A 26,186-nucleotide genomic window follows, 5' to 3' on the forward strand; every position below is an offset into this window, starting at 1 on the left:
ATCGTCGGCAAGGCCTTGCGGGTGCCACGACGTTCGCCTCCACCGGAACTGCCCCATGGATCGGGAAAGCGCTTTCTGAACTTCTGCTGCGCGAGGGTATGGGTAGGGCCGACCGGTGACAAGACTTCGCGCGGCGCCGGGAGTGGATGACCGACACTCGATGACCCGCTTATCGACCGCTAAGCCAGCGTCTGCCTTCGACGCACCAGGCGGACAACCCGCTCAACTCCCCGCACACGGCGGTCTTCTACACCACCGCGACGGTTGACGCCCCGACCTCACACCCCTACGTTACCTAGCGCTCGCTAAGGAACGCATTCAGCCGTAGATCCATGGCACGGGACCGAGGAGAGGCCATGCGCAAGAGCACCACCACCTGGATACTGACCGGATCGGCGGTGGTCCTGGTGGCCGCCTCGGCCGTCACCCGGTTCACGGTCTATCCGGCCCTGCACCAGGTACCGGCCGACACCAGGAGCACGTTCCGCTACGAGGGCACGGCCACCCTGCTGAACCCGGCGGCCCTGGAGTCCGGCGACCTGACCAAGGCGTTCCTGGCGGATCTGCCGGTGACCCTGGACCGCCGCATCGAGGTACGCGACACCGACGGCCGCACGGCCGTGATCGCCGACGACGCGGTACTGCGGGGCCGCGACGGCACCGAGTTGAACACCTCCGAGCACACATGGGCGGTGGACCGCCGCGACCTCACGGAGCGCGAGGCACCCGAGGGCTCCACGGCCGAGCGGCACGAGGGCTTGGTCATCGCCTGGCCCCTGTCCCCCGAGCGCCGTGACTACCGCTTCTGGGACACCGGCACCCAGCAGGCGGTCCCCGCCCGCTACGACGGCACGGAGACGGTGTCCGGCCGCGAGGCCCACGTCTACGACATCCAGGCCACCGGCCCGCTCACCGACCCGGCCACCGCGGGCGCCCTCCCCGCCGCACTCCCCCGGCAGGTGGTGGCGGCCCTGGTCGCGGGGCGGCCCGGACCCGCCGAACGCCCGGACGAGGCGGCCCTGGCGTCGCTGCCGAAGAACGTCCCCCTCACCTACGTCTCCACGACCGAGCGGCGCGGCTGGGTGGACGCGGACACCGGCCTGTCCCTGAACGGCAGCCTGCACCAGAGGGTGCTGGCCCAGACGGAAGGCCCCGACGGCCCGCTGACGCTCTTCCCGGTGACGGACGTCGACGTCACGGGCACGGAGAAGTCGGTGGCGGCCCAGGCCGACGACGCCGCCTCCGCCGGACGCCTGCTGTGGCTGCTGGGCACGGGCGGCCCGCTGGGGTTGCTGATCCTGGCCCTGCTCCTGACCGCGTTCACCGTCTGGCGAGCCCGCCGCCACCCCACGTCGAGGGTCTGATCTGCCTCTCCCTGTCGGCGCCCGGTGGAGCAGACCGAGGAGGTTGGTCCCGGAGGGCACGCCCGCCGTACGGACCGCGGGTTCGGGGGCGTCCTCGACCTTCTTGGCGATCGAGTCGCGCAGGTAGTCGAGGAAGCCGCGCAGAACATCGGTCTCGCTGTCGCGGGTCCGGGGTGGTGGGGTGTCGGCGCGAGGCCGCTTCCCGGGGCTGGCGGACGGGTCAGCGAAGCCCTATGCCGTCTCCCGCCACCCATTGGTGATGGGCAACCGCCGGTCCTTCCCGAACCCCTTGGGCGAGATCTTCGTCCCCGGCGGATACTGCCGCCGCTTGTACTCGGCGGTGTCGACCAGACGGAGTGTCCTCGTCACGAGGTCGCGGTCGAAGCCAGCCGCGGTGATGGCGTCGGCGCCCTCGTCGCGGTCGACGTAGCGCTCCAGGATGGCGTCGAGGACCGGGTAGTCCGGGAGGGAGTCCGTGTCGACCTGGCCGGGGCGGAGTTCCGCGCTCGGGGGCTTGGAGATGGAGTTCTCCGGGATGGGCGGGGTCTCGCCGCGCTCCGCCGCCGCGCGGTTGCGCCACTTGGCGAGGCGGAAGATCGAGGTCTTGTAGACGTCCTTGATGGGGCCGTAGGCGCCGACCGAGTCGCCGTAGAGGGTGGAGTAGCCGACCGCGAGTTCGGACTTGTTGCCGGGGGCGAGGACGATGTGGCCCTCCTGGTTGGAGATGGCCATCAGGAGGGTGCCGCGCAGGCGGGACTGGAGGTTTTCCTCGGCGAGGCCGGTCAGGTCCAGGGAGCCCATGTACGCGTCGAACATCGGCTCGATGGGGACGGTGCGGAAGTTCAGGCCGGTGCGGCGGGCCAGTTCCGCCGCGTCGTCACGCGAGTGCTCCGAGGAGTACTTCGACGGCATCGAGACGCCGTAGACGTTCTCCGCGCCCACCGCGTCGCAGGCGATCGCCGCCACCAGGGCCGAGTCGATGCCGCCGGACAGACCGATCAGGACGGAGCGGAAGCTGTTCTTGCGGACGTATGCGCGCAGGCCCGTCACCAGGGCCGAGTACACCTCCTCGTCGTCGTCGAGGCGGTCGGCGTAGCCGCCGGGCAGCTCCGCGGAGTACGGCGGGAGCGGCTCCTCGGACAGCACCACGCGGTCGATGCGCAGGCCGTCGTCGACCACGCCGGTCGGGGCGTCCGGGAGCGCGGCGGGCAGGTCGAGGTCCAGGACCACGCACTCCTCCGCGAACTGCGGGGCCCGCGCGACCACCTCCCCGTCCGGGGCGACGACGATCGAGTCGCCGTCGAAGACCAGTTCGTCCTGGCCGCCGATCATGGCAAGGTAGGCGGTGGTGCAGCCCGCCTCCTGGGCACGCTTGCGGACCAGCTCCAGGCGGGTGTCGTCCTTGTCGCGCTCGTACGGGGAGGCGTTGATGGAGAGCAGGAGGCCTGCCTTCGCCGAGCGGGCCGCGGGGACCCGGCCGCCGTCCTGCCACAGGTCCTCGCAGATCGCGAGGGCGATGTCGACACCGTGCAGCCGCAGTACGGGCATGCTGTCGCCGGGCACGAAGTAGCGGAACTCGTCGAAGACACCGTAGTTCGGCAGGTGGTGCTTGGCGAAGGTGAGGGCGATCTCACCGCGGTGGAGTACGGCCGCGGCGTTCTGCGGGGCGCCCGCGGGCTGGCCGTACTTGGGCTGGGCGGTCTCGCAGCGGTCGAGGTAGCCGACGATCACCGGCAGCTCGCCGAAGCCCTCGTCGGCGAGGCGCGCGGCGAGGGAGCGCAGGGCCGCGCGGGACGCCTCCACGAAGGACGAGCGCAGGGCGAGGTCCTCGACGGGGTAGCCGGTGAGCGCCATCTCCGGGAAGGCGACGAGGTGCGCTCCCCGCTCGGCGGAGTGCCGGGTCCAGCGGAGGATCGTCTCCGTGTTTCCGGCGAGGTCACCGACGCGTGCGTCGATCTGGTTCAGAGCGAGGCGAAGTTGAGGCACGCGCCCAGTGTAATCGTCAGAGCGACGCGATGGGGTGGCGTGTGGCGCGGGCCACCCGTCAAGGCTCCTCACGACCGCGGCTTCGCGCCCCGCTCCTCCAGCATGTCCGCCATCAGCGCCATCTCCGAGCGCTGGCCCTCGATCATGTTCTGCGCGAGCTGCATCTCCACACCGACCGTGCACTTGTCCACACAGCCCTCCGCCATGTGGACGCCGCCCTTGTGGTGGTCGGTCATCAGCTGGAGGAAGAAGACCTCGGCCCGCCGCCCGTTGAGCGTGCCGAGCTTCTTCAGCTCGGTGTTGGTCGCCATGCCCGGCATCAACGCCCCGTCCTCGCCCGGCGGCATGGAGCCCATGCCCATCCAGGTCATCGGCGGGTCCGCGGACACCTTCGGCAGCTCCCACAGGTCCAGCCAGCCCAGCAGCATGCCCCGCTGGCTGGCCTGCGTCTGCGCGATGTCGTACGCCAGGCGCCGCACGTCCTCGTCGTCGGTGCGGTCGCGCACGATGTACGACATCTCCACCGCCTGCTGGTGGTGGACGGCCATGTCGCGGGCGAAACCGGCGTCCGCGGAGTCGGCGGCGGGCGGCTCCACACCGGAGCCGCCGTCCCCCGCGACCGCGTACGTGATCGCCCCGGCCGCGACGAGCACCGTCGCCGCGGCGCCCGCGATCAGACCGGCCTTCGCCCGGGTCACTCGGACAGCCCACCCGTGCAGGCGGCGCCCTTCTCGGGCGTCTGCTCACCCTGGACGTACTTCTCGAAGAACTTGCCCACGTTCGGGTCGTCAGCGCCGGTCACCGTGCGCTGGTGGCCCCAGGCGGTGAGCAGGACCGGGTCCTTCTGGTCCTCGACCGGGCTCATCAGCGTGTACGGCGTCTGCTTGACCTTCTCCGCCAGCGCGTCGACGTCGGCCTTCGGGGCCTTGCTGTTGTACGTCACCCAGACCGCGCCGTGCTCCAGCGAGTGGACGGCGTTCTCGTTGTTGAGGGCCTTGGTGTAGACGTCGCCGTTGCAGTTCATCCAGGCCGCGTGGTGGTCGCCACCGACCGGGGGCGTCACCGGGTACTTCACGGACTTGGTGACGTGGTTCTGGGACAGCGTGCCCTTCCAGGTGCTCACCCCGTCCGACCCGGCGACCAGCTTGCCCGCGGTCTTGGAGTCGGTCGCGGAGTCCGAGTCGTCGGACGACTGGACGAGGATGACACCGCCGACGACGAGGGCGGCCACGACCACCGCGGAGGCCGTGATCGTGAGGATGCGGCCACGGCGCTCGCGGGCACGTTCGGCGCGCCGCATCTCCTCTATTCGCGCCTTGCGCGCGGCGCTGCTCTTGTTCTTGGCGGAACCCATGGGGCTGGCCCTTCTGGGGAGGGGAGGACGGTCGGTTCGCTGATCGTAATGGGGGACCACTGTGGTCTCGTAGGGTGGTCACAGGAATGGCCCGATAGCTGCGGGAATGCGTGGTCCGGTGGGGCGGTGGTGGACCGCGGGGGACGCGTGGGGGCGGCGGGGCCGGGTGGGGCGGCGGCCGACCGCCGGGGACTCCCGCACCGCCCTGCCATTACGGATGTCGGTGCGGCCAGGCAAGATGGGCTGGAGAGCCCGGGGAGCCGTACACCTGCCGTATCTGAGGCGTTCAGACCGGGGTCGGCCGGGCGATCAAGGTCCGCAACGCGCATGAAATGGTGTTGTGGTGGGATGCTCAGGAGCCCGACCGCCTCCCGAGGGACCGGAGACAGGCGGCCTGACCAGCAAGGATGGGGAAGCGGAAGATGGACAAGCAGCAGGAGTTCGTGCTCCGGACGTTGGAGGAGCGCGACATCCGGTTCGTACGCCTGTGGTTCACGGACGTGCTGGGCTTCCTCAAGTCGGTCGCCGTGGCCCCGGCCGAGCTGGAGCAGGCCTTCGATGAAGGCATCGGCTTCGACGGCTCCGCGATCGAGGGCTTCGCCCGGGTGTACGAGTCCGACATGATCGCCAAGCCGGACCCGTCCACCTTCCAGATCCTCCCGTGGCGCGCCGAGGCTCCCGGCACGGCGCGGATGTTCTGCGACATCCTGATGCCGGACGGCTCCCCGTCCTTCGCCGACCCGCGCTACGTCCTCAAGCGCGCCCTGGCCCGCACCTCCGACCTGGGCTTCACCTTCTACACCCACCCGGAGATCGAGTTCTTCCTGCTGAAGGACAAGCCGCTGGACGGCTCGCGGCCGACCCCCGCCGACAATTCCGGCTATTTCGACCACACCCCTCAGAACATCGGTATGGACTTCCGCCGCCAGGCGATCACCATGCTGGAGTCGATGGGCATCTCCGTCGAATTTTCCCACCACGAGGGCGCCCCGGGCCAGCAGGAGATCGACCTGCGCTACGCCGACGCGCTCTCCACGGCCGACAACATCATGACCTTCCGCCTGGTCATGAAGCAGGTCGCGCTCGAGCAGGGCGTGCAGGCCACCTTCATGCCGAAGCCGTTCTCGGAGCACCCGGGCAGCGGCATGCACACGCACCTCTCCCTCTTCGAGGGCGACCGGAACGCGTTCTACGAGTCCGGCGCCGAGTACCAGCTCTCCAAGGTCGGCCGCTCCTTCATCGCGGGCCTGCTGCGGCACGCGGCGGAGATCTCGGCGGTCACCAACCAGTGGGTGAACTCGTACAAGCGCATCTGGGGCGGTTCCGAGCGCACCGCGGGCGCGGGCGGCGAGGCCCCCTCCTACATCTGCTGGGGCCACAACAACCGCTCGGCCCTGGTCCGCGTCCCCATGTACAAGCCCGGCAAGACCGGCTCCGCCCGCGTCGAGGTCCGCTCCCTGGACGCCGGCACCAACCCGTACCTCGCCTACGCCGTCCTCCTCGCCGCTGGCCTCAAGGGCATCGAGGAGGGCTACGAGCTTCCGCCGGGCGCCGAGGACGACGTCTGGGCCCTCTCCGACGCCGAGCGCCGCGCGATGGGCATCGAGCCCCTCCCCCAGAACCTCGGCGAGGCCCTCACGCTCATGGAACGCAGCGACCTGGTCGCCGAGACCCTCGGCGAGCACGTCTTCGACTTCTTCCTGCGCAACAAGCGGCAGGAGTGGGAGGAGTACCGGTCGGAGGTCACGGCGTTCGAGCTGCGGAAGAACCTGCCGGTGCTGTAGGGGCGGGGCAGGGCGGGTTCACCGCCGGTCGGGTGGAGGGGGCCGACGGTCCAGGACTGTCGGCCCTCCGTACGTCGGCCGATCCCGCGGTGCTCGAGCCGGGCTCGTGTGGGGAGCGGCGACGCGGCCGTGGCTCACCGGTTCACCGTGGTCTCGTGGTCGACGCGGGACAGCTTCTCGGGGTTGCGGACGGCGTAGAGGCCGGTGATGAGGCCGTCGTCCATGCGGGTGGCGAGGACGGTGTCGAGCCTGCCGTCCAGGCGCAGCGTGAGGGCCGGGCCCGTTTCGATGGCCCGTTGGAACGCCTCGAGCGTGCTGCGGGTCTCGGCCGGAGAGACGACCTCGCGCGGTCGGCGCGCGGCGACGTGGGCCCGCGCCCGGTGCGCGATCCGGCGGACCGCGACCGGGTGGCTCGGCTGTCTTCCGTGTCTGCTCGTCCATCGTCGGCTCCCCTGCTCGCTCTCGGCCCGCTCTCGGCCGTGTCACGCAACGACCACCACCTCGAAGAGAACCTCGCCGCGGCGGACCTGCACCTGACACGGGCCCAACGCGAGCGCCTCGACCGGCTGCGGGAGCGGGTACAGGCGGGCCGAAGGATCAGCCCACGTCCAGTGCTCGCCGCGCCGCGTTGATCGTCTTGTGGGCGTCCGCTCCGTAGAGGGCGGATTCCCGCAGGGTGTTCCACACGCGGAGATACGTCGCGATGGTGTCGGCGTCGTCGAGCCATAGTTCGGCGTGCCAGTCCTCCACGATCACGCGGCGTTCGTCGTAGATCCAGAAGCCGTTGCCCGCATAGATCTTCAGGGACGCCGTGAACGGCACGATGCCGAGTTCGACCGTGTCCAGTCCGATGACACTGGCGAGGCGGTCCAGTTGGGCAGCGAGTACGGAGGGTGGGCACACCCTGGCGTGGAGGGCCGCTTCCCACAGCAGGATCCTGTATCTCCTGCCCGGCTCGTAGAGTCCTTCCTGTCGTCGGATCCGGGCACGAACCGCGTCCTCTGTGTCGCGGGGGGACTGCATGAGACCGGAGTGCCGGGTGAAGACGTGCCGGGCGTAGTCGGCCGTCTGGACCATGCCCGGGACAAGGCTGTTCTCCCAGATCGTCAGGACACGCGTACGAGCGTGCTCGGCGGTGAGGGCGTCCTGGACGGGCTTGTGTCCGGATGCCAACTGCCGTCGCCATGAGCGGATGTGGGACTCGAAGCCGCGCAACTGGGCGGTCAGACCGTCGGACGCCTCCGGATGGCCGGTTGCCTCCGCCCAGGCGGTCAGCTCCTCGGTCGTGGCGGTCTGCTTGCCGTTCTCCAGTTTGCTGACCTTGGACTTGGTCCAGCCGGAGCCGAGGCGCTCGGCCAACTCGGCTCCGGTGAGCCGACCATCAGGGGAAGTGAGCCTGAGTTCCCGGAGCCGTATGCCCAGGGCTTCACGGGCCTGCTGATAGTCGGTGCCCACCGGACCTCACGTCGTTTCTAGGCTGGCGTGAACTGATCGTACGGAATCGCATAGTGCCAGGCCGCGTCGCGTACCTGGCAGTAGCGGTTCACCGCCGCCGGTTCGGTGATGAGTTCGGCGCCGGTCAGGTTGTCGTTGTCGTCGAAGACGAGCCGGGCGACCAGCCGTGAGTCGAAAAGCCAGAAGTCCTCGGCGGGCAGGCGCAGACGCTCGGCCTCGGCGCGCGTCAGACAGCGGATGTCCTCGCCGACAGCGCAGTTCCGTACGGCGTTGTCGAGCAGGTAGAGCTGGCCCTGTGTGGCCGGGGTGTCGACGAGTCGCACCCGCTCGAAGCGCTTGGCCTGCTCGGTCTGCGCCCGGACGGTGCGGCACCAGGAGTCGTCGTAGTCCCACCGCACGGCCTCTCCCGCCGTGAACTGGGCCCAGGTGTCCGTGTCCTCGTCGCTCGCGTACCGGCGGCGGGTCTCCAGACGCCAGGCGGTGTGCTCGAAGGTCTGGAAGAGCCGACTGAATTCGTCAGTGGCGTTGACGAGCCTCGGACTCTCATCGCGAGGCCCGAAGTCGACGAGCGTGTTGCGCGGCACGACCACGGCCACCTCGCCCTTGTCGAAGTGGCGGAGTTGATCGAGATCCTCGGGGGCCGTGAGCGGCGGCCCGTGGACGATGATCTCGCCGGAGTCGAGGTCTTCATGCACACCGGGGCAGCTTGCGCCGCCCGAGCCGGTGCCGTTGAACCGGAGTCGTCGCATCCTCTTCCTTCCATCCAGAGTCCAGAGCGGTTCGGCTGAACCAGGCTCTCCCGGATCAACGGTTGAGACGACCAGTTGGCGCGCCCCATACGTGAAACTTCGCGCAACTACGCCAGAGGGTCAAGAAATGCACCGAAACACACGGTGCACTGAGCAACTCCTGCACTCTACGGTCCCGTTCATGGCCACGGAGAACGCAGCGCAGGCCGCTGACTTGCTCAACACGCTCGTCCTAGACACGCAGAGCAACAGACTTGGCTACGTCATGGGTCATCTCGGCCCGTACCTACAACTCCGCCCCCTCACCGGCGGCCGAGAATGGGACGCCGACCCAGCATGCGTCCGCCCCGCCACCGACGAAGAACCGCTCCGGGCCATACGAGAACGCACCCGCGCCCTCAACGCGGCCAGCGTCAAGTGGGGTCGCTTGCAGCCGTGAGCGAGCGAAGGGCCGACGCTCGGTGAGTGTCGGCCCCAGGTTCCGCCCGGTCAGGCCTCAGTCGTCCGCCACCACATCACATGGTCCGCCGCGTCCGCCACCGGCTCGATGATCTCCCAACCCTCCACGATCTGTCCGCCCTCCAGCCGCCAGATCTCGACTCCCGCGATCCCCTGGCCCGCGTCGGGGAGTCGGCGGTGGGAGTGCATCACCACGTGGTCTCCGTCGGCGAACACGTGGTGGATGTCGACGTGCAGGGCGCTGATCGGCAGCGCGCGGACGGCGGTGAGCCATTCCGACTTGGTGGAGGTGGTCGAGTCCGGGCGGTGGTGGACGAAGTCGTCGCGCAGCAGGGGTTCGAGGACGGCGGTGTCACCCGTCTTGATCAGCTCGGCCAGGGTCTGTTCGATGATGCGCTTGTTGTCCGTGGTCGTCGTCATGGACGCAGTGTCGGCACGGGGCGCGACGGTTGTCGATGAAGTCGCGTTTCATGGCGTCCGGCGGCACGAGGACCTAGCCTCGGTGATCGTGTACACGGTCGGGGAGCTTCTACGGCAGTGGCGGCAACGGCGGCGGCTCAGTCAGTTTGATCTGGCGATCGCGGCCGATGTCTCCGCCCGTCATGTCAGTCTCATCGAGACCGGCAAGTCCAACCCGAGCGCCGACATGGTGCTCCGGCTGGCGGCGCAGCTCGATCTGCCCCTGCGTGAGCGCAACCGGCTGCTGCTAGCGGCGGGCTTCGCGCCCCGGTACGCCGAACGGCCGCTCGGCGACGACGCGTTGGCGGCGGCCCGGGGCGCGCTGGAGAAGGTGCTGCGGGCGCACGAGCCGTATCCGGCGATCGTCATTGACCGGCGGTGGAATGTCGTGATGACCAATCGCGGCGTCGAGCCCTTCTTCGCCGACGTGCATCCCGACCTGCTCCGGCCGCCCGTCAACATGGTGCGGCTGGGACTCGACCCGCGCGGTCTCGCCCCGCTGCTCGTCAATCTGGATGACGTGCGTACGGTGTTCCGCACCCGCATCCTGCGTCAGCTCGCCACCGCTCCCGATCGCGAACTCACCGACCTCTACGAGGAGTTGCTGACGCCCGGCGTGGAGGACTCCGCCAGCGTGCCGGTCGACTCCGGCATCGTGATTCCGATGGTCGTCCGCTTCGACGGGCGGGAACTGCGGCTGTTCTCGACCATCACCACGTTCGGGACCCCCACGGACATCACACTGGACGAGATCGCGGTCGAGTCGTACTACCCGGCGGACGCGGAGACCGCCGAGTACTTCACCCGCAGTAACGGCACGGCCTCCGGCAGGGACGTCACCACGCCTCCGTCGCCAGCCACGCCGCCACCGCCGCGACCGCTACGAGGGTCCCGTTGAGACCCGTCTCCTTCGCCTCACCCCGCGAGAGGTGGAAGCCCGCCGCCAGTACTTGCAGCACCGCCAGGCCGATCGCCGCCGCGACGGCCAGCGACGGGGCGACGCCCGTCAGGGGCGGGAGTACCAGGCCCGCCACGCCTACGATCTCCACGACCCCGATCAGGCGGACCACCGGCATCGGTGTCGTGTCCACCCAGGCCATCATCGGGGCCAGCCGCTCCCTGCTCTGGACCGCCTTCTTGCCGCCCGAGTAGGCGTAGAAGAGTCCCAGCAGTACGGCCACGATCCAGTACGCCACGGTCATGCGTCCCGCCTCCAACCCGACAGTCACGTCTTGTGAGCAGGGCCATCATGGACAACCATCGGAGGGCCTACAAAAGGCACATCCGTGTGCCTGGCCGCCACCAGGAAGAGTCCGTGGGAGCCCGATGTCCAAGTACGAGAAGGCCTGTCTGATCCGGGGCGACGGCGGCCGTGCCGTTCGCGGCATCCTCGACCGCATCGGGGACAAGTGGACGCTGCTCGTGGTCGCGACCCTGCACGGGGAGCGGATGCGGTTCAGTGAGTTGCTGCACCGGATCCCGGGGGTCTCCCAGCGGATGCTGACGCTGACCCTGCGGCACCTGGAGCGGGACGGGCTTGTCGAGCGGACGGTGTATGCCGAGGTGCCGCCGCGGGTCGAGTACGAGTTGACGCCGGTGGGGCGGACCCTGATCGAGCCCGCCGTCGCGCTCGCCGAGTGGGCCATCGAGCACAATCCCGACATCGAGCGCAGTCGGGACGGGTACGACGAGGGCCGCGCTGCCCCGAGTCGTCAGCCCTGAAGCGACGACGCCTCCGTCCGCTCCGGCTTGTGCGTCGCCACCAGGCGTTCACGGCCGAGCGGTGAGGTCTGGCGGTGGTCCACCGCGTACGCCACTCCCGCCACGCCCAGGCCCAGCACCGCCAGGCCCGCGCCCGCGACCGCCGGGGACGTCACGCCGAGGCCCGCCGCCAGGGCGAGGCCGCCGATCCAGGCGCCGCCCGCGTTGGCGAGGTTGAAGGCGGCCTGGTTGGCGGAGGAGGCGAGGGAGGGGGCCGAGGCGGCCTTCTCCATGACCATGAGCTGAAGGGGGGAGCCGGTGACGAAGGCCGCGGTGCCAAGGAGGGTGACCGCCAGGGCCGCGGTCCACGGGGTGGTCATCAGCGCCGGGAACAGGGCCAGCACCAGCGTCAGCGACGTCAGGCCGCCGAACAGGGTGCCCCGTAGCGAGTGGTCCGCCAGGCGCCCGCCCAGCAGGTTGCCGATCGTCGCGCCCACGCCGAACAGGGCCAGCAGCAGGGTGACGCTGGCGTCCGTGTAGCCCGCGGCGTCCGTGAGCATCGGGGTGATGTAGCTGTACGCGGCGAACAGCGCGCCGAAGCCCGCGACCGTCGTGCCGAGGGAGAGCCAGACCGGCAGGGAGCGCAGGGCTGTCAGTTCGCCGCGCAGGCCCGTCGCAGGGGGTGCGCCCTTGGCCTCCGCCGGGATCAGCAGCGCCAGGGACGCTATCGCCGCCAGGCCGATCGCGCTGACCGCGAGGAAGGTCGCCCGCCAGCCGAACTGCTGGCCCATGAGGGTGGCGGCGGGGACGCCCGCGATGTTGGCGACGGTGAGGCCGAGGAACATCAGGGAGACCGAGCGGGCCTTGCGTTCGGGGGTGACGAGGGTGGTGGCCACGACCGCGCCCACGCCGAAGAAGGCGCCGTGCGGCAGGCCGCTGAGCAGACGGGCGGCCAGGAGCCAGTGGTGGTCCGGGGCCAGCGCCGACAGCGCGTTGCCCACCACGAAGAGGATCATCAGGGCGATCAGGACCGTGCGGCGGGGCATCCGCGCGGTGGCCGCCGCGAGCAGCGGGGCGCCGATGACGACACCGAGCGCGTAGGCGGAGACGAGGTGTCCGGCCGCGGGGAGGGAGATGTTCAGGTCCGTCGCCACGTCGGGCAGCAGGCCCATCATCACGAACTCTGTGGTGCCTATGCCGAAGGCGCCTACGGCCAGGGCTAGCAGGGCCAGGGGCATGGAGGTGGAGGCCTTTCCGGGTGGTGTTCCAGTCATCATATGTTCAGATGCGGAACAAACTCTCCCGGGCCCAGTATTCCAGCAGATCAGCCGGAGACTTCCAGCCGGTTAAGACTCCGTGGCCAGATCCACCCGCGCCGCCACCGGCAAGTGGTCGCTGCTCGTCTCCGGCAGCGTCCAGGAGCTGACCGGTTCGATCCCCTTGACCATGATCTGGTCGATCCGGGCCATCGGGAACGACGCGGGCCAGCTGAAGCCGAACCCGCTCCCCGCCGCGCCCTGCGTGGAACGCATCTGGCTCGTCACGGCGTTCAGCGCGCGGTCGTTCATCGTGCCGTTCAGGTCGCCGAGCAGCACCACCCGCTCCAGGCGCTCGTCGGCGATGGCCTCGCCGAGGGCGTCGGCGCTGTGGTCGCGCTGGCGGGCGGTGAACCCGGCCTCCAGCTTGACCCGTACCGAGGGAAGGTGGGCGACGTAGACCGCGACCGGACCGGCCGGGGCGGTCACCGTGGCGCGCATCGCGCGGGTCCAGCCCAGCTTGATGTCGACCGAGCGGACGCCGCTCAGCGGGTACTTGCTCCACAGCCCGACCGTGCCCTGTACCGAGTGGTACTTGTACGTCGACGCCAGCGCCCGCTCGTACACCGGGACCGCCGTGGCCGTCAGCTCCTCCAGCGCCACCAGGTCGGCGCCGGACGCGGCCACGGCCTGGGCGGTGCCCTCGGGGTCGGCGTTCTCGGCGTTGACGTTGTGGGTGACCACGGTGAGGTCACCGCCGGTGACGGCGGCGGCCTTGTCGGTGAGCAGCCCGCCGAAGAGGTTCAGCCAGACCACCGAGGGCACCAGGACCGCGATCAGCGCGCTGGCCGAGCGGCGCACCAGGGCGAGCAGGAGCAGCACCGGGATGCCGAGGCCCAGCCAGGGCAGGAACGTCTCGGTCAGGCTGCCGAGGTTGCCGATGGAGTTGGGGATGTGCGCGTGCACCACCATCACCAGGGCGAGCAGCAGCGCGAGCGTGGCGAGGACCAGACCGCGGCGCCACACGCGCCGGTCGGAGCGCAACGTGCCGAGCAGGCGTGTCGCACGGTCGGTCAGGCGTCGCAGCGCGGAGCCGCGGCGTTCGGGCCCCGAGTCGCCGTTGTCCGTCTCCGTCACGTACGCCTGCTGCGCCATACCGTCGCCTCGCTACCTGCCGTGCACTCCGTCATCTCCCGCGCCTAAGACCCTAGGGGATGATCGGCTCCGTTCTCGCCGTCCCATGACGGCCGTACGGAAGTCGAGGACGACTCGTCCGGTGCCGAGGGTTCCGGGGCCGGGTGATGAACGCGCTGTCTGTGACGCAACACGCACACTACGGGGCGGCGGACGGCGGGCTGACGGGACGTAGGCCTTCGAGCAGGGTGTCCACGATCTGTTCCGCGAGGCCCTCGGGGAGGTCGGCGGTGCGGCGCAGGACGGAGCGCACCAGCATGGGGCCCACGAGGATGTCGTAGAGAAGCTCCACGTCGAGGTCGGCGCGCAGTTCGCCGTCGCGCTGGGCGCGGCGCAGCACCTCCAGTCCGGCGCGGCGGCGGGGGGCGATGACCGTGCTGTCGTAGGCGGCCCAGATCTGGGGGCTGCTTTTCATCTGCGCGCGGACGTTGTGCAGGATCGCCGAGGAGCGGCTGGCCAGGCCGCGGCGGCGCAGGTGCTCCAGCAGGACCACGAGGTCGTCGCGGGCGGAGGTGCCGGGGAGTTCGGGGTCGGGGGGTTCGGCGGCGCGCAGGACGTCGACGAAGAGTTCCTCCTTGCCGCGCCAGCGGCGGTAGATGGTGGCCTTGCCGACGCCCGCGGTGCGGGCGATGCGTTCGATGGAGAGTTCACCGAGCGGGACGCCGTCCTCCAGGAGCCTCATCGTGCCCTCGATGATGGCGCGCTCCACGGCCTCGCTGCGGGGGCGGCCACGGGTGGGGCCGTCGTGTGGGGGGTGGGGGGCGGCGATGCTCACGGTGGCGCGTCCCTTCGTCTTCCTCTGGTCTCGTGCTGCCTCGTCCTGCCTCGTCTTCATACCTTGACCGTGCGGGCCGCGGGGTCGGCGGCCGGGTCCCGCCGCCTGCCCGGCAGGAACAGCGCCACGACGACCGCGCCGAGGAGCGCGATGCCCGCGCCGCACAGTGCGGTGACGTGCATGGCGTGCAGGAAGGCGTCGTTGGCCGAGGCGGCGAGGGGCGCGCCGGTGGGGCCGAGGCGGTCGGCGACGGCGAGGGTGGCCTCGATGGACTCCCCCGCGGTGTGCCGGGCGGCGGCGGGCAGGACGGTCAGCTTGTCCTCGATGCCGGTGCGGTAGGCCGCCGAGAGGACCGAGCCGAGTACGGCGATGCCGAGGGCGCCGCCGACCTGGCGGAAGGTGTTGCTGAGCGCGGAGGCGGAACCGGCCTTCTCGCGCGGCAGGGACTGCATGATGACGACGCTGACCGGCGTCATGATGTGCGCCATACCGGTGCCCATCAGGAGGAACACGATCTCCAGGAACCAGATGGGGGTGTCCGCGTCCAGGGTGGCGAACGCGCCCAGCATCGCGGCGAGCAGCACCATGCCGCCGGTCGTCGTCGCCTTGTTGCCGAAGCGGTCGACGACGAGGCGGGCGCGGGGCGCGAAGACCAGTTGGGCGAGGGCCAGCGGCAGCATCAGCAGGCCGGTCTCCAGGGGCGAGTAGCCGCGCACGCTCTGCGTGTAGAAGACGGCGAAGAACGTCACGCCCATCAGCGCGAAGAACACCAGCGAGATGGCGACGATCGCGGCGGAGAAGACCTTGTCCTTGAAGTAGGTGACGTCGATGGACGGGTGGTCGCTGCGCGCCTCGAAGACGACGAACGCGGCGAGTACGGCGAGTCCGGCACCGATGGCCGCCAGCACCGTCACGTCCGTGAAGTCGGCCAGCTCACCGCCGCGGATGATGCCGTAGACGAGCAGGACCAGGCCTACGACGGACAGGGCGACGCCGACGGGGTCGATACGGCCGGGGGCCGGGTCGCGGGAGTCGGGGACCAGCCAGACCATCAGTGCGAGGGCGAGCAGCACGATCGGCACGTTGACGAGGAAGACCGAGCCCCACCAGAAGTGCTCCAGGAGCACGCCGCCGGTGATCGGGCCGATGGCTATGGCGAGGCCGACGCCGCCCGCCCAGATGCCGATGGCCTTGGGCTGTTCGTCGCGCTCGAAGACGTTCATCAGGACGGCGAGGGTGGCGGGCATCACGAAGGCGGCGCCCAGGCCCATCACCGCGCGGTAGCCGATCAGCTCGTTCGGCGAGGAGGCGAAGGCGGCGAGCGCGGAGCCGACGCCGAAGACGACGAGCCCGCCGAGCAGGACCCGCTTGCGGCCCAGCCGGTCGCCGAGGAGACCGGCGCTGAACAGCAGGCCCGCGAAGACGAGGGTGTAGGCGTTGATCGCCCACTCCAGCTCGCTCTGGGTGGCGCCGAGGCCGGTGGGGGCCGGGGTGGAGATCGTCTTGATGGCGACGTTCAGGATCGAGTTGTCCAGGACGACGATCAGCAGGCTCAGCATGAGCACACCGAGGATGGCCCAGCGGCGCCGGTGCACCGCTTCGGGCACGCCTGAGGGAGTTGTCATGCCGTCGAGCCTAGGCGACTTACGATACGGATCGGTCTCGTATCGTAAATTTTTACCCGTCTCTTAATCGCCTCACCAACGTGACGGGGGTCCCCTAGCCGCGTCTGGCACGAGGTGCCACCATGGAGGGGATCCGGGGACACCGTCAGGGTGCCTCGAGATGACGTAAGGAGCCGGTGCAATGACGCAGCTTTCGGCTGCCCAGCCTGGGAAGACGGCAACCTCCGACGGCAGCAAGGCGCTGTACGGGGGCAAGGGCACCCGCCGCATCACCGTTCGCGACATCACCGCCGCCAAGGAGCGCGGCGAGAAGTGGCCCATGCTCACCGCCTACGACGCGATGACCGCGTCCGTCTTCGACGAGGCCGGGATCCCGGTCATGCTCGTCGGGGACTCGGCGGGCAACGTCCACCTCGGGTATGAGACCACCGTGCCCGTCACGCTCGACGAGATGACCATGCTCTCCGCCGCGGTGGTCCGTGGGACGAAGCGGGCCCTGATCGTCGGCGATCTGCCGTTCGGCTCGTACCAGGAGGGTCCGGTGCAGGCGCTGCGCTCGGCGACCCGGCTGGTGAAGGAGGCGGGCGTGCAGGCCGTGAAGCTGGAGGGCGGTGAGCGGTCGTACGAACAGATCCGGCTGCTCGTCGAGTCCGGCATCCCGGTGATGGCCCACATCGGGCTGACGCCGCAGTCCGTCAACGCGATGGGGTATCGCGTGCAGGGGCGGGGCGAGGAGGCGGCGCAGCAGCTGTTGCGGGACGCGAAGGCCGTGCAGGACGCGGGGGCGTTCGCGGTGGTGCTGGAGCTGGTACCCGCGGAGCTGGCGGCGGAGGTCACGCGTACGCTGCACATCCCCACGGTGGGGATCGGGGCGGGGGCGGCGACCGACGCGCAGGTGCTGGTGTGGACGGACATGATGGGGCTCACCGGGGGGCGGGTGCCGAAGTTCGTCAAGCAGTACGCCGATGTGCGAGGGGTTCTCGGGGATGCCGCGAAGGCGTTCGCTGAGGACGTCGTAGGCGGAACGTTCCCCTCGGAGGAGCACTCCGTCCACTGAGCCATTGCCGCACCACCCCCGGGCAGCCCGCCGATCATCCCCCGTCGGCGGGCTGCCCCCTTGCCGGGCGCGTACCCGCGGCTCTGTAGGGCCTCTGTCGGTGATCTGTCGGTAGGCCCTGGCACCGTCTCTCCCATGACGCGAATCGATACGACGACCAGGGGCGCGGCAGTGGCCGTGCGGGGGCTGGTCAAGCACTACGGGCAGACCAGGGCGCTGGACGGGGTGGATCTGGAGGTGCGGGAGGGGACCGTGATGGGGGTGCTCGGGCCGAACGGGGCCGGGAAGACCACCCTCGTGCGGATTCTGAGCACGCTGCTCCAGCCGGACACCGGGGAGGCGTACGTCGCCGGGTACGACGTCGTGCGGCAGCCGCGGCAGTTGCGGCGGGTGATCGGGCTGACCGGGCAGTACGCGTCCGTGGACGAGAAGCTGCCGGGGTGGGAGAACCTCTATCTCATCGGGCGGCTGCTCGACCTGCCGCGCAAGGAGGCCCGCGCGCGGGCCGACGAGCTGCTGGAGCGGTTCTCGCTGACCGAGGCGGCCCGGCGGCCCGTGCGGACGTACTCCGGGGGCATGCGGCGGCGGCTGGACCTCGCCGCGTCGATGATCGGGCGGCCGGTCGTGCTGTTCCTGGACGAGCCGACGACGGGACTCGACCCCCGTACCCGCAACGAGGTGTGGGACGAGGTGCGGCGCATGGTCGGGGACGGTGTGACCGTGCTGCTGACCACGCAGTACATGGAGGAGGCCGAGCAGCTCGCCTCCGAGCTGACCGTCATCGACCGCGGCCGGGTGATCGCGGGCGGCGGCATCGAGGAGCTGAAGGCGAAGGTCGGCGGGCGCACCCTGCGGATCCGTCCGGCCGACCCGGTGCAGCTGCGTCCGCTCGCCGCCGCCCTCGACGGGCTCGGCATCACGGGCCTGGCGACGACCACCGTGGACGCCGAGAGCGGCACGCTGCTGGTGCCGGTGCTCAGTGACGAACAGCTCACCGCCGTCATCGGCGCGGTGACCGCGCGCGGGGTCACCCTCTCCTCCCTCAGCACCGAACTGCCCAGCCTGGACGAGGTGTTCCTGTCCCTGACCGGACACCGTGCGAGCGCCCCGCAGGACGCCGTACCCGGTCCCGAGATCCGTGAGGAGGTCGCCGTATGAGCGCCACCACCCTGCCCTCCGGCCCCCGGGCCGACAGCCGGATCTCGCTGCGCGGGCACCTCCGGCACACCAGCGCCCTGGTCCGGCGCAACCTGCTGTGGATACGGCAGGACCCGGAGTCCATGTTCGACGCGATCCTGTTCCCGGTCGTCTTCACCCTGCTGTTCGTGTACGTCTTCGGCGGGTCGATCGGGCAGTCCCTGGGCGGCGGGCAGGAGGCGTACGTGCAGTACGTCGTGCCCGGGCTGATGGCCATGATGGGCATGAGCATGGCCCAGGGCGTGGGCACCGGCTTCAACCAGGACTTCAACACCGGTGTGATGGACCGCTTCCGGTCGCTGCCGATCGGGCGGGGCTCGGTGCTGTTCGCGAAGATCGCGGTGGAGATGCTGCGGATGCTGTTCGCCACCACCGTGCTGCTGATCGTCGGTGTGCTGGTCGGGTTCGACATCACCAACTGGGGCGGGCTGCTCGCGGCCGTCGGCCTGTCGGTGGTGTTCGGCTCGGCGCTGATGTGGGTGTTCATCACCCTCGGCGTGATGATGAAGAACGCCCAGTCCGTGCAGGCGATGGGCTTCCTGGTGCTGATGCCGCTCCAGTTCGGCTCGTCGATCTTCGCGCCGACCGACTCGATGCCGGGCTGGCTGCAGAACTTCACCGACGTCAACCCGCTCTCGGCGCTGGCGGACAGCGCGCGCGGGCTGATGGTGGGCGGCCCGGTCGCGGGCGACCTGTGGCTGACGCTGGCCTGGTCGGTGGGGATCACGGCGGTGATGGCGCCGGTCGCGATCCACAAGTTCCGCACCAAGAACTGACCGGCGAACGGCCGGAGCGGTCATACGAGGGCGACGGCCTCCTCCGCGGAGAGGGCGCCGCCCTCCTCGTACGCCTTGGTGTACTCCTCGGCGGACAGGGCGCCGCGCACCCGCTCGGTGGTCCGCCGCAGTGCCGTGCGCTCCAGGGCGGAGAGCCGGTGTCCGGGCGGCAGTTGGGCGTCGGCGGCGCCCAGGCAGCGGGCGGCGGCCCCGGCGTCGTCCCGCCCGGCCAGGGCGATGGCGGTGAGGACCAGGTACGCCGACGTCATCTGCGGGGCCATCGCGCGGGTCAGCGGGTCCCGGGCCAGCTCGATGCCCTGCCGCGCCTTCTCCCGGACGTCGTCGTACCGCTCCTCGAGGGCGTCCAGCCAGGCCTCCAGGCCGAGGATGAAGGCGTCGAAGACGAGGAAGTTGGCGAGGGAGAACTCCTCGCGCAGGAGCCGGACCTGCTCGTGGGCCTCCTCGATCCGGTCGGAGATGCTGAGCCAGCCCGCGAGGAACACCCGGGCGGCGGGCAGCGCCTCGTTGGCCCGGCCGTCCTCCGAGTCCAGCACCTCCCGCAGCAGCCGCTCACCGCGCTCGGTGTACCCGGCCTCCAGCAGGGTGCAGCCGAGCCGGGCGGCGAGGACGGCACGCTGGGCGCGGGCGCCGAGCCGGTCGGCGTGCTCCATGGCCGCCTCGTAGTCGGCCGCGGCCTCCAGGCGCCGACCGCAGCCCTCGGCGGCCTCGGCGCGGGCGGAGAGCGCCTCGGCGATGCCCCAGGTGTCGCCGAGCCGCCGGTAGATCTCCAGTGCCTCGTCGGCGTCGCGGAAGGCGTCGTCGGCGAGCCCGGTGCGGTGGGCGAGCAGGTTGGCGCGCATCTGGAGGCAGGCGGCCAGCTCCCAGTCGTAGCCCGGCGTGGCGCGGCAGGTGTCCACGGCGGCCTGGAGGACGTCGGGCAGCCGGTCCATCTGGCCGGTCAGCATCACCGCGTAGAGCCACAGCATGCCGGGGACGCGGCAGACCTGCGGCTGGCCGGGTTCGTAGACCTCGGCGATGACGCGCAGCTTGCGCTGTCGGTCCTCGGTGTTCCAGCTCTCCATCTCGGTGTCCATGCAGGCCATGTGGGTCAGGTGCGCGCCGCGCCGGGCCTCCGCGAGCACCTCGCCGGTCCAGGGCGGTGGCTGGGCGGTGCAGCGCTCCCAGACCGGTTCGGCGCGGCGGACCGGTGCGGTGAACGGGTCGGGGCCGAGGGCCATGACCTCGATCGCCCAGTTGCGGGCCTCGATGCGCAGGTCCCGCAGCTGCCAGTACCAGCCAAGGGACAGCACCAGGCACAACGCCTCCTGCTCGTCGCGCCGGGTGACGGCGTGCCGCAGGGCGGTGCGCAGGTTCTCGTACTCGCGCTCCAGCAGGGTCACGGCGGCGAGCTGGCCGGAGCCGCGCAGCAACGGGTCGGTGACGCGGGCGAGTTCGCGGTAGTGCGTCAGATGGGCGCGCTCGGCCTCGGCGCGGTCCCCGGCCTCGTCGAGGCGTTCGCCCGCGTACTCGGCGACGGTCTCCAGGAGCCGGTAGCGCATGCCGTCGTCGTCCGAAGGGGCGGCGACCACCAGGGACTTGTCGACCAGGGAGCCGAGCGCGTCGAGGGCGGCGGGGCCGCAGACGGCCTCGGCGGCGGTGAGGTCGCAGCCGCCCGCGAACACCGACAGCCGGCGCAGGACGTCGCGTTCGTCCGCGTCGAGCAGTTCCCAGGACCAGTCGACGACGGCCCGCAGGGTCTGCTGGCGGGGCAGGACGGTGCGGCTGCCGGAGGTGAGCAGCCGGAAGCGGTCGTCGAGCCGGTCGGCGATCTGCCGGGGGGTGAGCATACGGAGCCGGGCGGCGGCCAGTTCGATCGCGAGGGGCAGTCCGTCGAGGCGGCGGCAGATCTCCGCACAGGCCTCCGGGTCGTCCTCGGTGCGGAACCCGGGGCGGGCGGCGGCGCCGCGGTCGGCGAGCAGGCGCAGCGCGTACGGCTGCGGCAGCGGGTCGACGGGACGCAGTATCTCGCCGCTGACGCCGAGGGGTTCGCGGCTGGTGGCCAGCACCGTCAGGTGGGGGCAGCGGGCGAGCAGGTCCTCGACGAGGTGGGCGGCGGCGTCGACGACGTGCTCGCAGTTGTCGAGGACGATCAGCATGCGCCGCTTGCCGCAGTGCTCGACGAGGCGTTCGAGGGGGTCGTCGTGCCGGTCGCCGCCGACGGCGCGCATGCCCTCGGCTCCGGCGCCGTAGAGCACGGTCTCGCGGGCGCCGACGGCGGTCAGTACGGCCTCCGGTACGGCGGCCGGGTCGTCGACGGGGGCCAGCTCGGCCAGCCACACCCCGTCGGGTGCGGTGTCCCGTACGGTCTCGGCGGTCTCCTGCGACAGCCGGGTCTTCCCGGCGCCGCCCGGCCCGAGCAGCGTGACGAGCCGGGCGGCGGCGAGGTCCTGGCGGATGGTGTCGATGTCCGTCTCGCGCCCGACGAAGGAGGTCAGCCGCGCCCGCAGGTTCCCGGGCGGCCGGGCCGGGGCGGGGGCGGGCGGGACGTCCTGCGGGCGCAGCAGCTCCGCGTGCAGCGCGCGCAGTTCGGGACCCGGGTCGGAGCCCAGCCGGTCGGCGAGCAGCCGCCGTACGTCCTCGTAGGCGGCCAGGGCCTCCGCCGTGCGCCCCGTCCCCCGCAGCGCCCGCAGCCGCATCGCCTGGAGGGGCTCGTCCAGCGGCTGGCTGTCGCACAGCGCGGTCAGCTCGGGCAGCACCCGGTCGGCCTGTCCGAGGGCGAGCGCGGCGGCGAGCCGGGCCCGCCGCACCTCAAGGCGCCGGGTCTCGCAGCGGGCCGCCTCGGCGGCACGGTCGGGCAGGTCGGCGAGGGCGGGCCCGTGCCACAGCCCCAGCGCGTCGTCGAGCACCCCGGCCGCCTTCACGGCGTCCCCGTCGGCCAGCGCCCGCAGCCCCTCCTCGGCGAGCCGCTCGAACCGGTGCAGGTCGACGTCGTCGGGCCCGGCCGCGAGCCGGTACGCGCCGTCCGCCGAGGTGACCGCCTCGGCCCCGAGCGCCCGCCGCAGCCGCCCGACCAGCGCCTGGACGGCCGCCGGGGCGTCCGCGGGCGGGTCGCCGTCCCACACCTCGTCGACCAGCAGACTCACGGGCACCGCCCGCCCCGCCCGCAGCGCCAGCACGGTCAGCAGCGCGCGCAGCCGCGCGCCGCCGACCGGGACGGGACTGCCGTCGGAGCGGAACGCCTGGGTGGTGCCGAGGATGCGGTAGCGCACGTCGTCCATTGTCACCGGGACGGCGGGGGCGCCGCCTCCGGGTTCACCCTCGCCTGGATTGTCGGTCGCCGGGTACGGTCGACCCCACCCGGTCCCCCACGTCAGGAGCCCCATGACCACCGCCACCGCCCGCCCCAGCGACCGGCGGATCAGCCCCGTCTTCCTCGGCATCCTGGCCGTCGCGGCGGTGACGGGCTGGGCCACCTGGACCGGGTTCGCCGAACAGCCCGGCGTCGCGGTCTTCTTCTTCGTGACGGCGGCCTGGGTCGTCTCCCTGTGCCTGCACGAGTACGCGCACGCCCGCACCGCCCTGCACAGCGGGGACATCTCGATCGGCGCCAAGGGCTATCTGACGCTGAATCCGCTGAAGTACACGCACGCGCTGCTGAGCATCGTGCTGCCGGTGGTGTTCGTGATCATGGGCGGGATCGGTCTGCCCGGCGGGGCGGTCTTCATCGAGCGGGGCCGGATCCAGGGCCGCTGGCGGCACAGCCTGATCTCGGCGGCGGGCCCGCTGACGAACGTGCTGTTCGCCGTCGTGTGCACCGCGCCGTTCTGGCTGGACGCCCTCGACGGCGTGCCGCGCGACTTCCGGTACGCGCTCGCCTTCCTCGCCCTGCTCCAGGTCACGGCGGCGATCCTGAACTTCCTGCCGGTCCCGGGCCTGGACGGCTACGGCGTCATCGAGCCCTGGCTGTCGTACGACATCCGGCGGCAGCTGGAGCCCTTCGCGCCGTTCGGGCTGCTGTTCGTGTTCGCGCTGCTGTGGCTCCCGGCGCTGAACGGCGCGTTCTTCGACATGGTCGACGCGGTCCTGCGCGGACTGGGCATCGACGAGGTCGACACCTACTGCGGCTTCGAGCTGTACCGCTTCTGGCAGGGCACCAACGAGTACTGCTCGGTCACTCCGTGACGGACGCGCCGCGGGTGGCCTTGCCGCGCTTCATGTAGTACCACCACATGTTGGACGACAGGCCCGCCAGCAGCACCCATACGATCCCCAGCCAGCTGCCCTGCACGAAGGACAGCACGGCCGCGGCGGTGGCGAGGACACACACGACGAGGGCGTACAGGGCGAGACGAGGCATGGCGAGGGCTCCTGTCGGGGACTGCTGCTCCAGTTGCTGGGCTGCCGTCCAACAGTGTCCCCCATACGTCATACGTCCGTGACGCGGAGCCCCGCGTGCGCCTTGTAGCGGCGGTTCACCGAGATCAGGTTGGCGACCAGCGACTCCACCTGGTGGGCGTTGCGCAGCCGCCCGGCGAAGATGCCCCGCATGCCGGGGATGCGCCCGGCGAGCGCCTGCACCAGCTCCACGTCGGCGCGCTCCTCGCCCAGCACCATCACATCGGTGTCGATCTCGTCGATCTCCGGGTCCTGGAGCAGCACCGCCGACAGATGGTGGAAGGCGGCGGCGACCCGGGAGTCCGGCAGCAGCGCGGCGGCCTGCTCGGCGGCGCTGCCCTCCTCCGGCTTCAGCGCGTAGGCGCCCTTCTTGTCGAACCCGAGCGGGTTGACGCAGTCGACGACCAGCTTGCCCGCCAGTTCCTCGCGCAGTGACTCCAGCGTCTTGCCGTGGCCCTCCCACGGCACCGCGACGATCACGAGGTCAGCGCGCCGCGCGCACTCGGCGTTGTCGGCGCCCTCGACGCCGTACCCGATCTCCTCGGCGGCGGCCTGCGCGCGCTCCGCCGCCCGGGAACCGATGATCACCTTCTGTCCGGCCCTGGCGAGCCGGTAGGCCAGGCCCTTGCCCTGCGGCCCGGTCCCGCCGAGCACGCCCACGACCAGCCCGGAGACGTCGGGCAGGTCCCAGGGGTCCTTGGCGGGAGCCTTCGCGGGCTTCTGTGCAGCACTGTCGGTAGAGGTCATGGGCCGACTCTACGTCCGTGCCGCGCGCTGGCCTCAGGTGAAGCGCGTCACGGGGAACGTCCGGAACCCGATCCGCTCGTACGCCCCGAAGTCACCGGTCTCGTACAGCAGCCCGACCGTGTCCGCGTCGACCCGCACCAGGTCGGAGTAGGCGGCGGGCAGCCCGTCGACGGGGCAGGCGTTCCGCCAGGTGGTGCCGCCGTCGGTGGAGGCGCGGACGGTCATCAGCGCGCGGAGGCCGGGGTCGGCGGGGCCGGAGTAGAGGAGGACGTCCGGGTCGCCGAGGTGCAGCACGCTGCCCTGGCAGACGGGGCCGGTGAGGCCCGCCTGCGGGCGGAAGGGCCTGACCAGGGTCCGTCCGCCGTCCGTGGAGTGGGCGTCGGCGCGGTTGCCCGGGGAACGGGAGTCGTTGCGGGTGTTGAAGTAGACGCGCCCGTCGGGGAGTTCGGCGGCGGTGGTCTCGTTGGCGTTGATGTAGCCGTCCGTGTTCTGGTCGAGGTAGCCGAGGTACCAGCTCTCCCCCGCGTCGTCGCTGAGCAGGCAGTGGCCGCTGTTGTAGTGCGGCTCGGCGCCGGTGTCCGCCGCGGTGGGCGGCAGGGTGTGGTTGCCGGGGACGACGACGCGGCCGGTGCGCAACTGGATGCCGTGCCCGGGTGTGGTGGCGTACCAGCGCCAGCCCGGCTGCTTGACCTGCTCGGTGATCTCCCTGGGGGCGGACCACGTCAGGCCCTCGTCGTCGCTGTGCTGCACCCACACCCGGCGGCCGTCGGCCTCGGTGACCTTGCCGTGCAGGATGAGTTCCTCGGACGCGGCGGCGGCGGAGCGGACGTGGACGAGGAGGACGCGTCCGCTGTCCAGGACCACGGGGGCGGGGTTGCCCGCGAGGTCGATGCCGTTGGCGGCGACGACCTGCAGCGGGCCCCAGGTGCGCCCTCCGTCCGCCGACCGTTTCATCACGATGTCGATGCGCCCCCAGTCCCGCGCGGACTCCACCCGCCCCTCGCAGAAGGCGAGCAGCACACCCGGCCCCGTGGCGACGACGGCCGGGATCCGGTAACTGGCGTACCCCTCCTGCCCGGCGCGGAACGGGACGGCGGCCACGGCGGCGGCGTTGACAGTGGCGTTTTCCGGCATGCGCGACTCCTCGGCTGTGACGACGGTCCGGCACGACTGCCCGGCTTGGGCGAATTCGAGGTGAACTCGGGGTCACGAGTGTCCCGTTACGGCAGGATGCGTGCGTATGGATGCCGTACGGGTCGCGCTGCTGCGGGAAGTGCTCGCCGGGACCGAGTGGCTGGGGGCCACCCGGAGATTCGCGGGGGCGCTGCGGGGGTCGGTGGTGTCGTACGGGGGCGGTCTGCTGCTGGTCGGGACGCCGGAGTACGAGCCCTGGCACCTGGCGGCCCATCTGGTGGACGAGGCGGCCTGGTCCGGGACGCCGGAGCTGGCCCCGACCCTCGTACGCCATGCCGCGCGCCCCACGGATCCCGCGCACCTGGCGGTCGGGCTGGGCAGGATCGAGGCGGCGCGGCGCGGTGAGACGCTGCTGGTGGTGGCTCCCGGCGAGCCCGGCGGCACCCTCCTCGAGCGGGTGCACGACGCCCGCAGGTCGGGGGCGACGGTCCTCGCCCTGGGTTCCGGCGACCACGATCTGTCCGCGATGGCGCACGAGGCGCTGCCCGTGCGCGAGGGGTCCGAGCTGGATCTGGACACCGTGCAGCATCTGGTGAGCGCGGCGGCGGGCGAGAACCCGCTGCCGACGCAGACGGGCACGCGGCGGCTGCGCGACCGGCTGACCCGGCTCGCCGACCAGCTGACGGCGCCGCCACCGCCGCGGTGGTGACACGCGCCAC

General features: G+C 71.3%; 24 protein-coding genes and 2 pseudogenes. 9 read left to right on the plus strand and 17 right to left on the minus strand.

Translation table 11 applies throughout. The features are described from left to right. Positions 1-356: 356 nt before the first annotated feature. The gene (locus ACFVQG_RS17345) at positions 357-1,364 is read left to right on the plus strand and encodes a porin PorA family protein (RefSeq protein ID WP_383383080.1); all 1,008 of its coding nucleotides are present in this window, start codon (positions 357-359) and stop codon (positions 1,362-1,364) included. 24 nt (positions 1,365-1,388) lie between these two features. Here the strand turns inward: ACFVQG_RS17345 and ACFVQG_RS17350 are convergent. The 4 genes and pseudogenes from ACFVQG_RS17350 to ACFVQG_RS17365 form a co-directional block, all read right to left on the minus strand. After that, positions 1,389-1,556: pseudogene (locus tag ACFVQG_RS17350) on the minus strand (mini-circle protein); the annotation flags it as partial. A gap of 39 nt (positions 1,557-1,595) precedes the next feature. Further along, positions 1,596-3,350, minus strand: a complete 1,755-nt coding sequence (locus ACFVQG_RS17355; protein ID WP_383383082.1) for an NAD+ synthase — start codon at positions 3,348-3,350, stop codon at positions 1,596-1,598. A 68-nt stretch (positions 3,351-3,418) separates the two neighbouring features. Then, positions 3,419-4,048, minus strand: coding sequence for a DUF305 domain-containing protein (locus tag ACFVQG_RS17360; protein ID WP_383383085.1), 630 nt, complete (start codon positions 4,046-4,048; stop codon positions 3,419-3,421). Beyond that, positions 4,045-4,704, minus strand: coding sequence for a DUF3105 domain-containing protein (locus tag ACFVQG_RS17365; RefSeq protein ID WP_383383088.1), 660 nt, complete (start codon positions 4,702-4,704; stop codon positions 4,045-4,047). Before ACFVQG_RS17365 ends, ACFVQG_RS17360 begins: the two co-directional genes overlap by 4 nt. 422 nt (positions 4,705-5,126) lie before the next feature. On the opposite strand from ACFVQG_RS17365, the gene ACFVQG_RS17370 reads away from it, so the two are divergent. Continuing rightward, on the plus strand, positions 5,127-6,488 hold the full coding sequence (locus ACFVQG_RS17370; RefSeq protein ID WP_383383090.1) for a glutamine synthetase family protein: 1,362 nt from the start codon (positions 5,127-5,129) through the stop codon (positions 6,486-6,488). 134 nt (positions 6,489-6,622) lie between these two features. Here ACFVQG_RS17370 and ACFVQG_RS17375 read toward each other — a convergent pair. The 4 genes and pseudogenes from ACFVQG_RS17375 to ACFVQG_RS17390 form a co-directional block, all read right to left on the minus strand. Beyond that, positions 6,623-6,895, minus strand: a pseudogene (locus ACFVQG_RS17375) (RNA polymerase subunit sigma-24); the annotation flags it as partial. A 190-nt stretch (positions 6,896-7,085) separates the two neighbouring features. Continuing rightward, positions 7,086-7,943: a helix-turn-helix domain-containing protein gene (locus tag ACFVQG_RS17380; RefSeq protein ID WP_383383092.1), complete on the minus strand. Its 858-nt coding sequence runs from the start codon at positions 7,941-7,943 to the stop codon at positions 7,086-7,088. A gap of 17 nt (positions 7,944-7,960) precedes the next feature. Beyond that, positions 7,961-8,692: a DUF6879 family protein gene (locus ACFVQG_RS17385; RefSeq protein WP_383383095.1), complete on the minus strand. Its 732-nt coding sequence runs from the start codon at positions 8,690-8,692 to the stop codon at positions 7,961-7,963. Positions 8,693-9,181: 489 nt separating this feature from the next. Further along, a complete protein-coding gene (locus ACFVQG_RS17390; RefSeq protein ID WP_383383098.1) occupies positions 9,182-9,571 on the minus strand; it encodes a nuclear transport factor 2 family protein in 390 nt (129 codons plus the stop codon). A gap of 88 nt (positions 9,572-9,659) precedes the next feature. Between ACFVQG_RS17390 and ACFVQG_RS17395 the strand changes: the two genes are divergently transcribed. Then, on the plus strand, positions 9,660-10,508 hold the full coding sequence (locus ACFVQG_RS17395) for a helix-turn-helix domain-containing protein (RefSeq protein ID WP_383383841.1): 849 nt from the start codon (positions 9,660-9,662) through the stop codon (positions 10,506-10,508). Here the strand turns inward: ACFVQG_RS17395 and ACFVQG_RS17400 are convergent. Beyond that, a complete protein-coding gene (locus tag ACFVQG_RS17400; RefSeq protein ID WP_383383101.1) occupies positions 10,447-10,812 on the minus strand; it encodes a DoxX family protein in 366 nt (121 codons plus the stop codon). The two genes, ACFVQG_RS17395 and ACFVQG_RS17400, sit on opposite strands and share 62 nt — an antisense overlap. Before the next feature lie 124 nt (positions 10,813-10,936). On the opposite strand from ACFVQG_RS17400, the gene ACFVQG_RS17405 reads away from it, so the two are divergent. After that, on the plus strand, positions 10,937-11,332 hold the full coding sequence (locus tag ACFVQG_RS17405; protein WP_383383103.1) for a winged helix-turn-helix transcriptional regulator: 396 nt from the start codon (positions 10,937-10,939) through the stop codon (positions 11,330-11,332). Here the strand turns inward: ACFVQG_RS17405 and ACFVQG_RS17410 are convergent. The 4 genes from ACFVQG_RS17410 to ACFVQG_RS17425 all read right to left on the minus strand — a co-directional run bounded on the left by ACFVQG_RS17410 (position 11,323) and on the right by ACFVQG_RS17425 (position 16,161). After that, the gene (locus ACFVQG_RS17410) at positions 11,323-12,549 is read right to left on the minus strand and encodes an MFS transporter (protein WP_383383106.1); all 1,227 of its coding nucleotides are present in this window, start codon (positions 12,547-12,549) and stop codon (positions 11,323-11,325) included. The two genes, ACFVQG_RS17405 and ACFVQG_RS17410, sit on opposite strands and share 10 nt — an antisense overlap. Before the next feature lie 108 nt (positions 12,550-12,657). Continuing rightward, complete coding sequence (locus ACFVQG_RS17415; RefSeq protein ID WP_383383109.1) at positions 12,658-13,722, minus strand: endonuclease/exonuclease/phosphatase family protein; 1,065 nt, start codon at positions 13,720-13,722, stop codon at positions 12,658-12,660. Positions 13,723-13,900: 178 nt separating this feature from the next. Next, the gene (locus ACFVQG_RS17420; protein ID WP_383383112.1) at positions 13,901-14,536 is read right to left on the minus strand and encodes a TetR/AcrR family transcriptional regulator; all 636 of its coding nucleotides are present in this window, start codon (positions 14,534-14,536) and stop codon (positions 13,901-13,903) included. A gap of 56 nt (positions 14,537-14,592) precedes the next feature. Further along, the gene (locus ACFVQG_RS17425) at positions 14,593-16,161 is read right to left on the minus strand and encodes an MFS transporter (protein ID WP_383383117.1); all 1,569 of its coding nucleotides are present in this window, start codon (positions 16,159-16,161) and stop codon (positions 14,593-14,595) included. Between the two features lie 181 nt (positions 16,162-16,342). Here ACFVQG_RS17425 and panB point away from each other — a divergent pair, with 181 nt between their 5' ends. The 3 genes from panB (at position 16,343) to ACFVQG_RS17440 (ending at position 19,191) form a co-directional block, all read left to right on the plus strand. Then, complete coding sequence (panB, locus tag ACFVQG_RS17430) at positions 16,343-17,218, plus strand: 3-methyl-2-oxobutanoate hydroxymethyltransferase (protein ID WP_383383120.1); 876 nt, start codon at positions 16,343-16,345, stop codon at positions 17,216-17,218. A gap of 135 nt (positions 17,219-17,353) precedes the next feature. Beyond that, entirely contained in the window at positions 17,354-18,376 is a 1,023-nt protein-coding gene (locus ACFVQG_RS17435) for an ATP-binding cassette domain-containing protein (protein ID WP_383383123.1), read from the plus strand. Then, on the plus strand, positions 18,373-19,191 hold the full coding sequence (locus tag ACFVQG_RS17440; protein WP_383383126.1) for an ABC transporter permease: 819 nt from the start codon (positions 18,373-18,375) through the stop codon (positions 19,189-19,191). Before ACFVQG_RS17435 ends, ACFVQG_RS17440 begins: the two co-directional genes overlap by 4 nt. Positions 19,192-19,211: 20 nt before the next feature. Here ACFVQG_RS17440 and ACFVQG_RS17445 read toward each other — a convergent pair whose 3' ends face one another. Further along, the gene (locus ACFVQG_RS17445; protein ID WP_383383129.1) at positions 19,212-22,469 is read right to left on the minus strand and encodes a BTAD domain-containing putative transcriptional regulator; all 3,258 of its coding nucleotides are present in this window, start codon (positions 22,467-22,469) and stop codon (positions 19,212-19,214) included. Between the two features lie 103 nt (positions 22,470-22,572). Between ACFVQG_RS17445 and ACFVQG_RS17450 the strand changes: the two genes are divergently transcribed. Next, positions 22,573-23,373: a site-2 protease family protein gene (locus ACFVQG_RS17450; protein ID WP_383383132.1), complete on the plus strand. Its 801-nt coding sequence runs from the start codon at positions 22,573-22,575 to the stop codon at positions 23,371-23,373. On the opposite strand, the gene ACFVQG_RS17455 is transcribed toward ACFVQG_RS17450, so the two are convergent. The 3 genes from ACFVQG_RS17455 to ACFVQG_RS17465 form a co-directional block, all read right to left on the minus strand. Further along, the gene (locus ACFVQG_RS17455) at positions 23,363-23,548 is read right to left on the minus strand and encodes a hypothetical protein (protein WP_383383135.1); all 186 of its coding nucleotides are present in this window, start codon (positions 23,546-23,548) and stop codon (positions 23,363-23,365) included. The genes ACFVQG_RS17450 and ACFVQG_RS17455 overlap by 11 nt on opposite strands. Positions 23,549-23,616: 68 nt before the next feature. Beyond that, a complete protein-coding gene (gene npdG / locus ACFVQG_RS17460; protein WP_383383140.1) occupies positions 23,617-24,333 on the minus strand; it encodes an NADPH-dependent F420 reductase in 717 nt (238 codons plus the stop codon). Between the two features lie 33 nt (positions 24,334-24,366). Further along, positions 24,367-25,467: an exo-alpha-sialidase gene (locus ACFVQG_RS17465; protein ID WP_383383143.1), complete on the minus strand. Its 1,101-nt coding sequence runs from the start codon at positions 25,465-25,467 to the stop codon at positions 24,367-24,369. A gap of 106 nt (positions 25,468-25,573) precedes the next feature. Here ACFVQG_RS17465 and ACFVQG_RS17470 point away from each other — a divergent pair, with 106 nt between their 5' ends. Next, positions 25,574-26,176: a hypothetical protein gene (locus ACFVQG_RS17470; RefSeq protein WP_383383146.1), complete on the plus strand. Its 603-nt coding sequence runs from the start codon at positions 25,574-25,576 to the stop codon at positions 26,174-26,176. Positions 26,177-26,186: the final 10 nt, after the last annotated feature.

This window comes from Streptomyces sp. NPDC057877 (genome assembly GCF_042796855.1).
Taxonomy (GTDB): domain Bacteria; phylum Actinomycetota; class Actinomycetes; order Streptomycetales; family Streptomycetaceae; genus Streptomyces.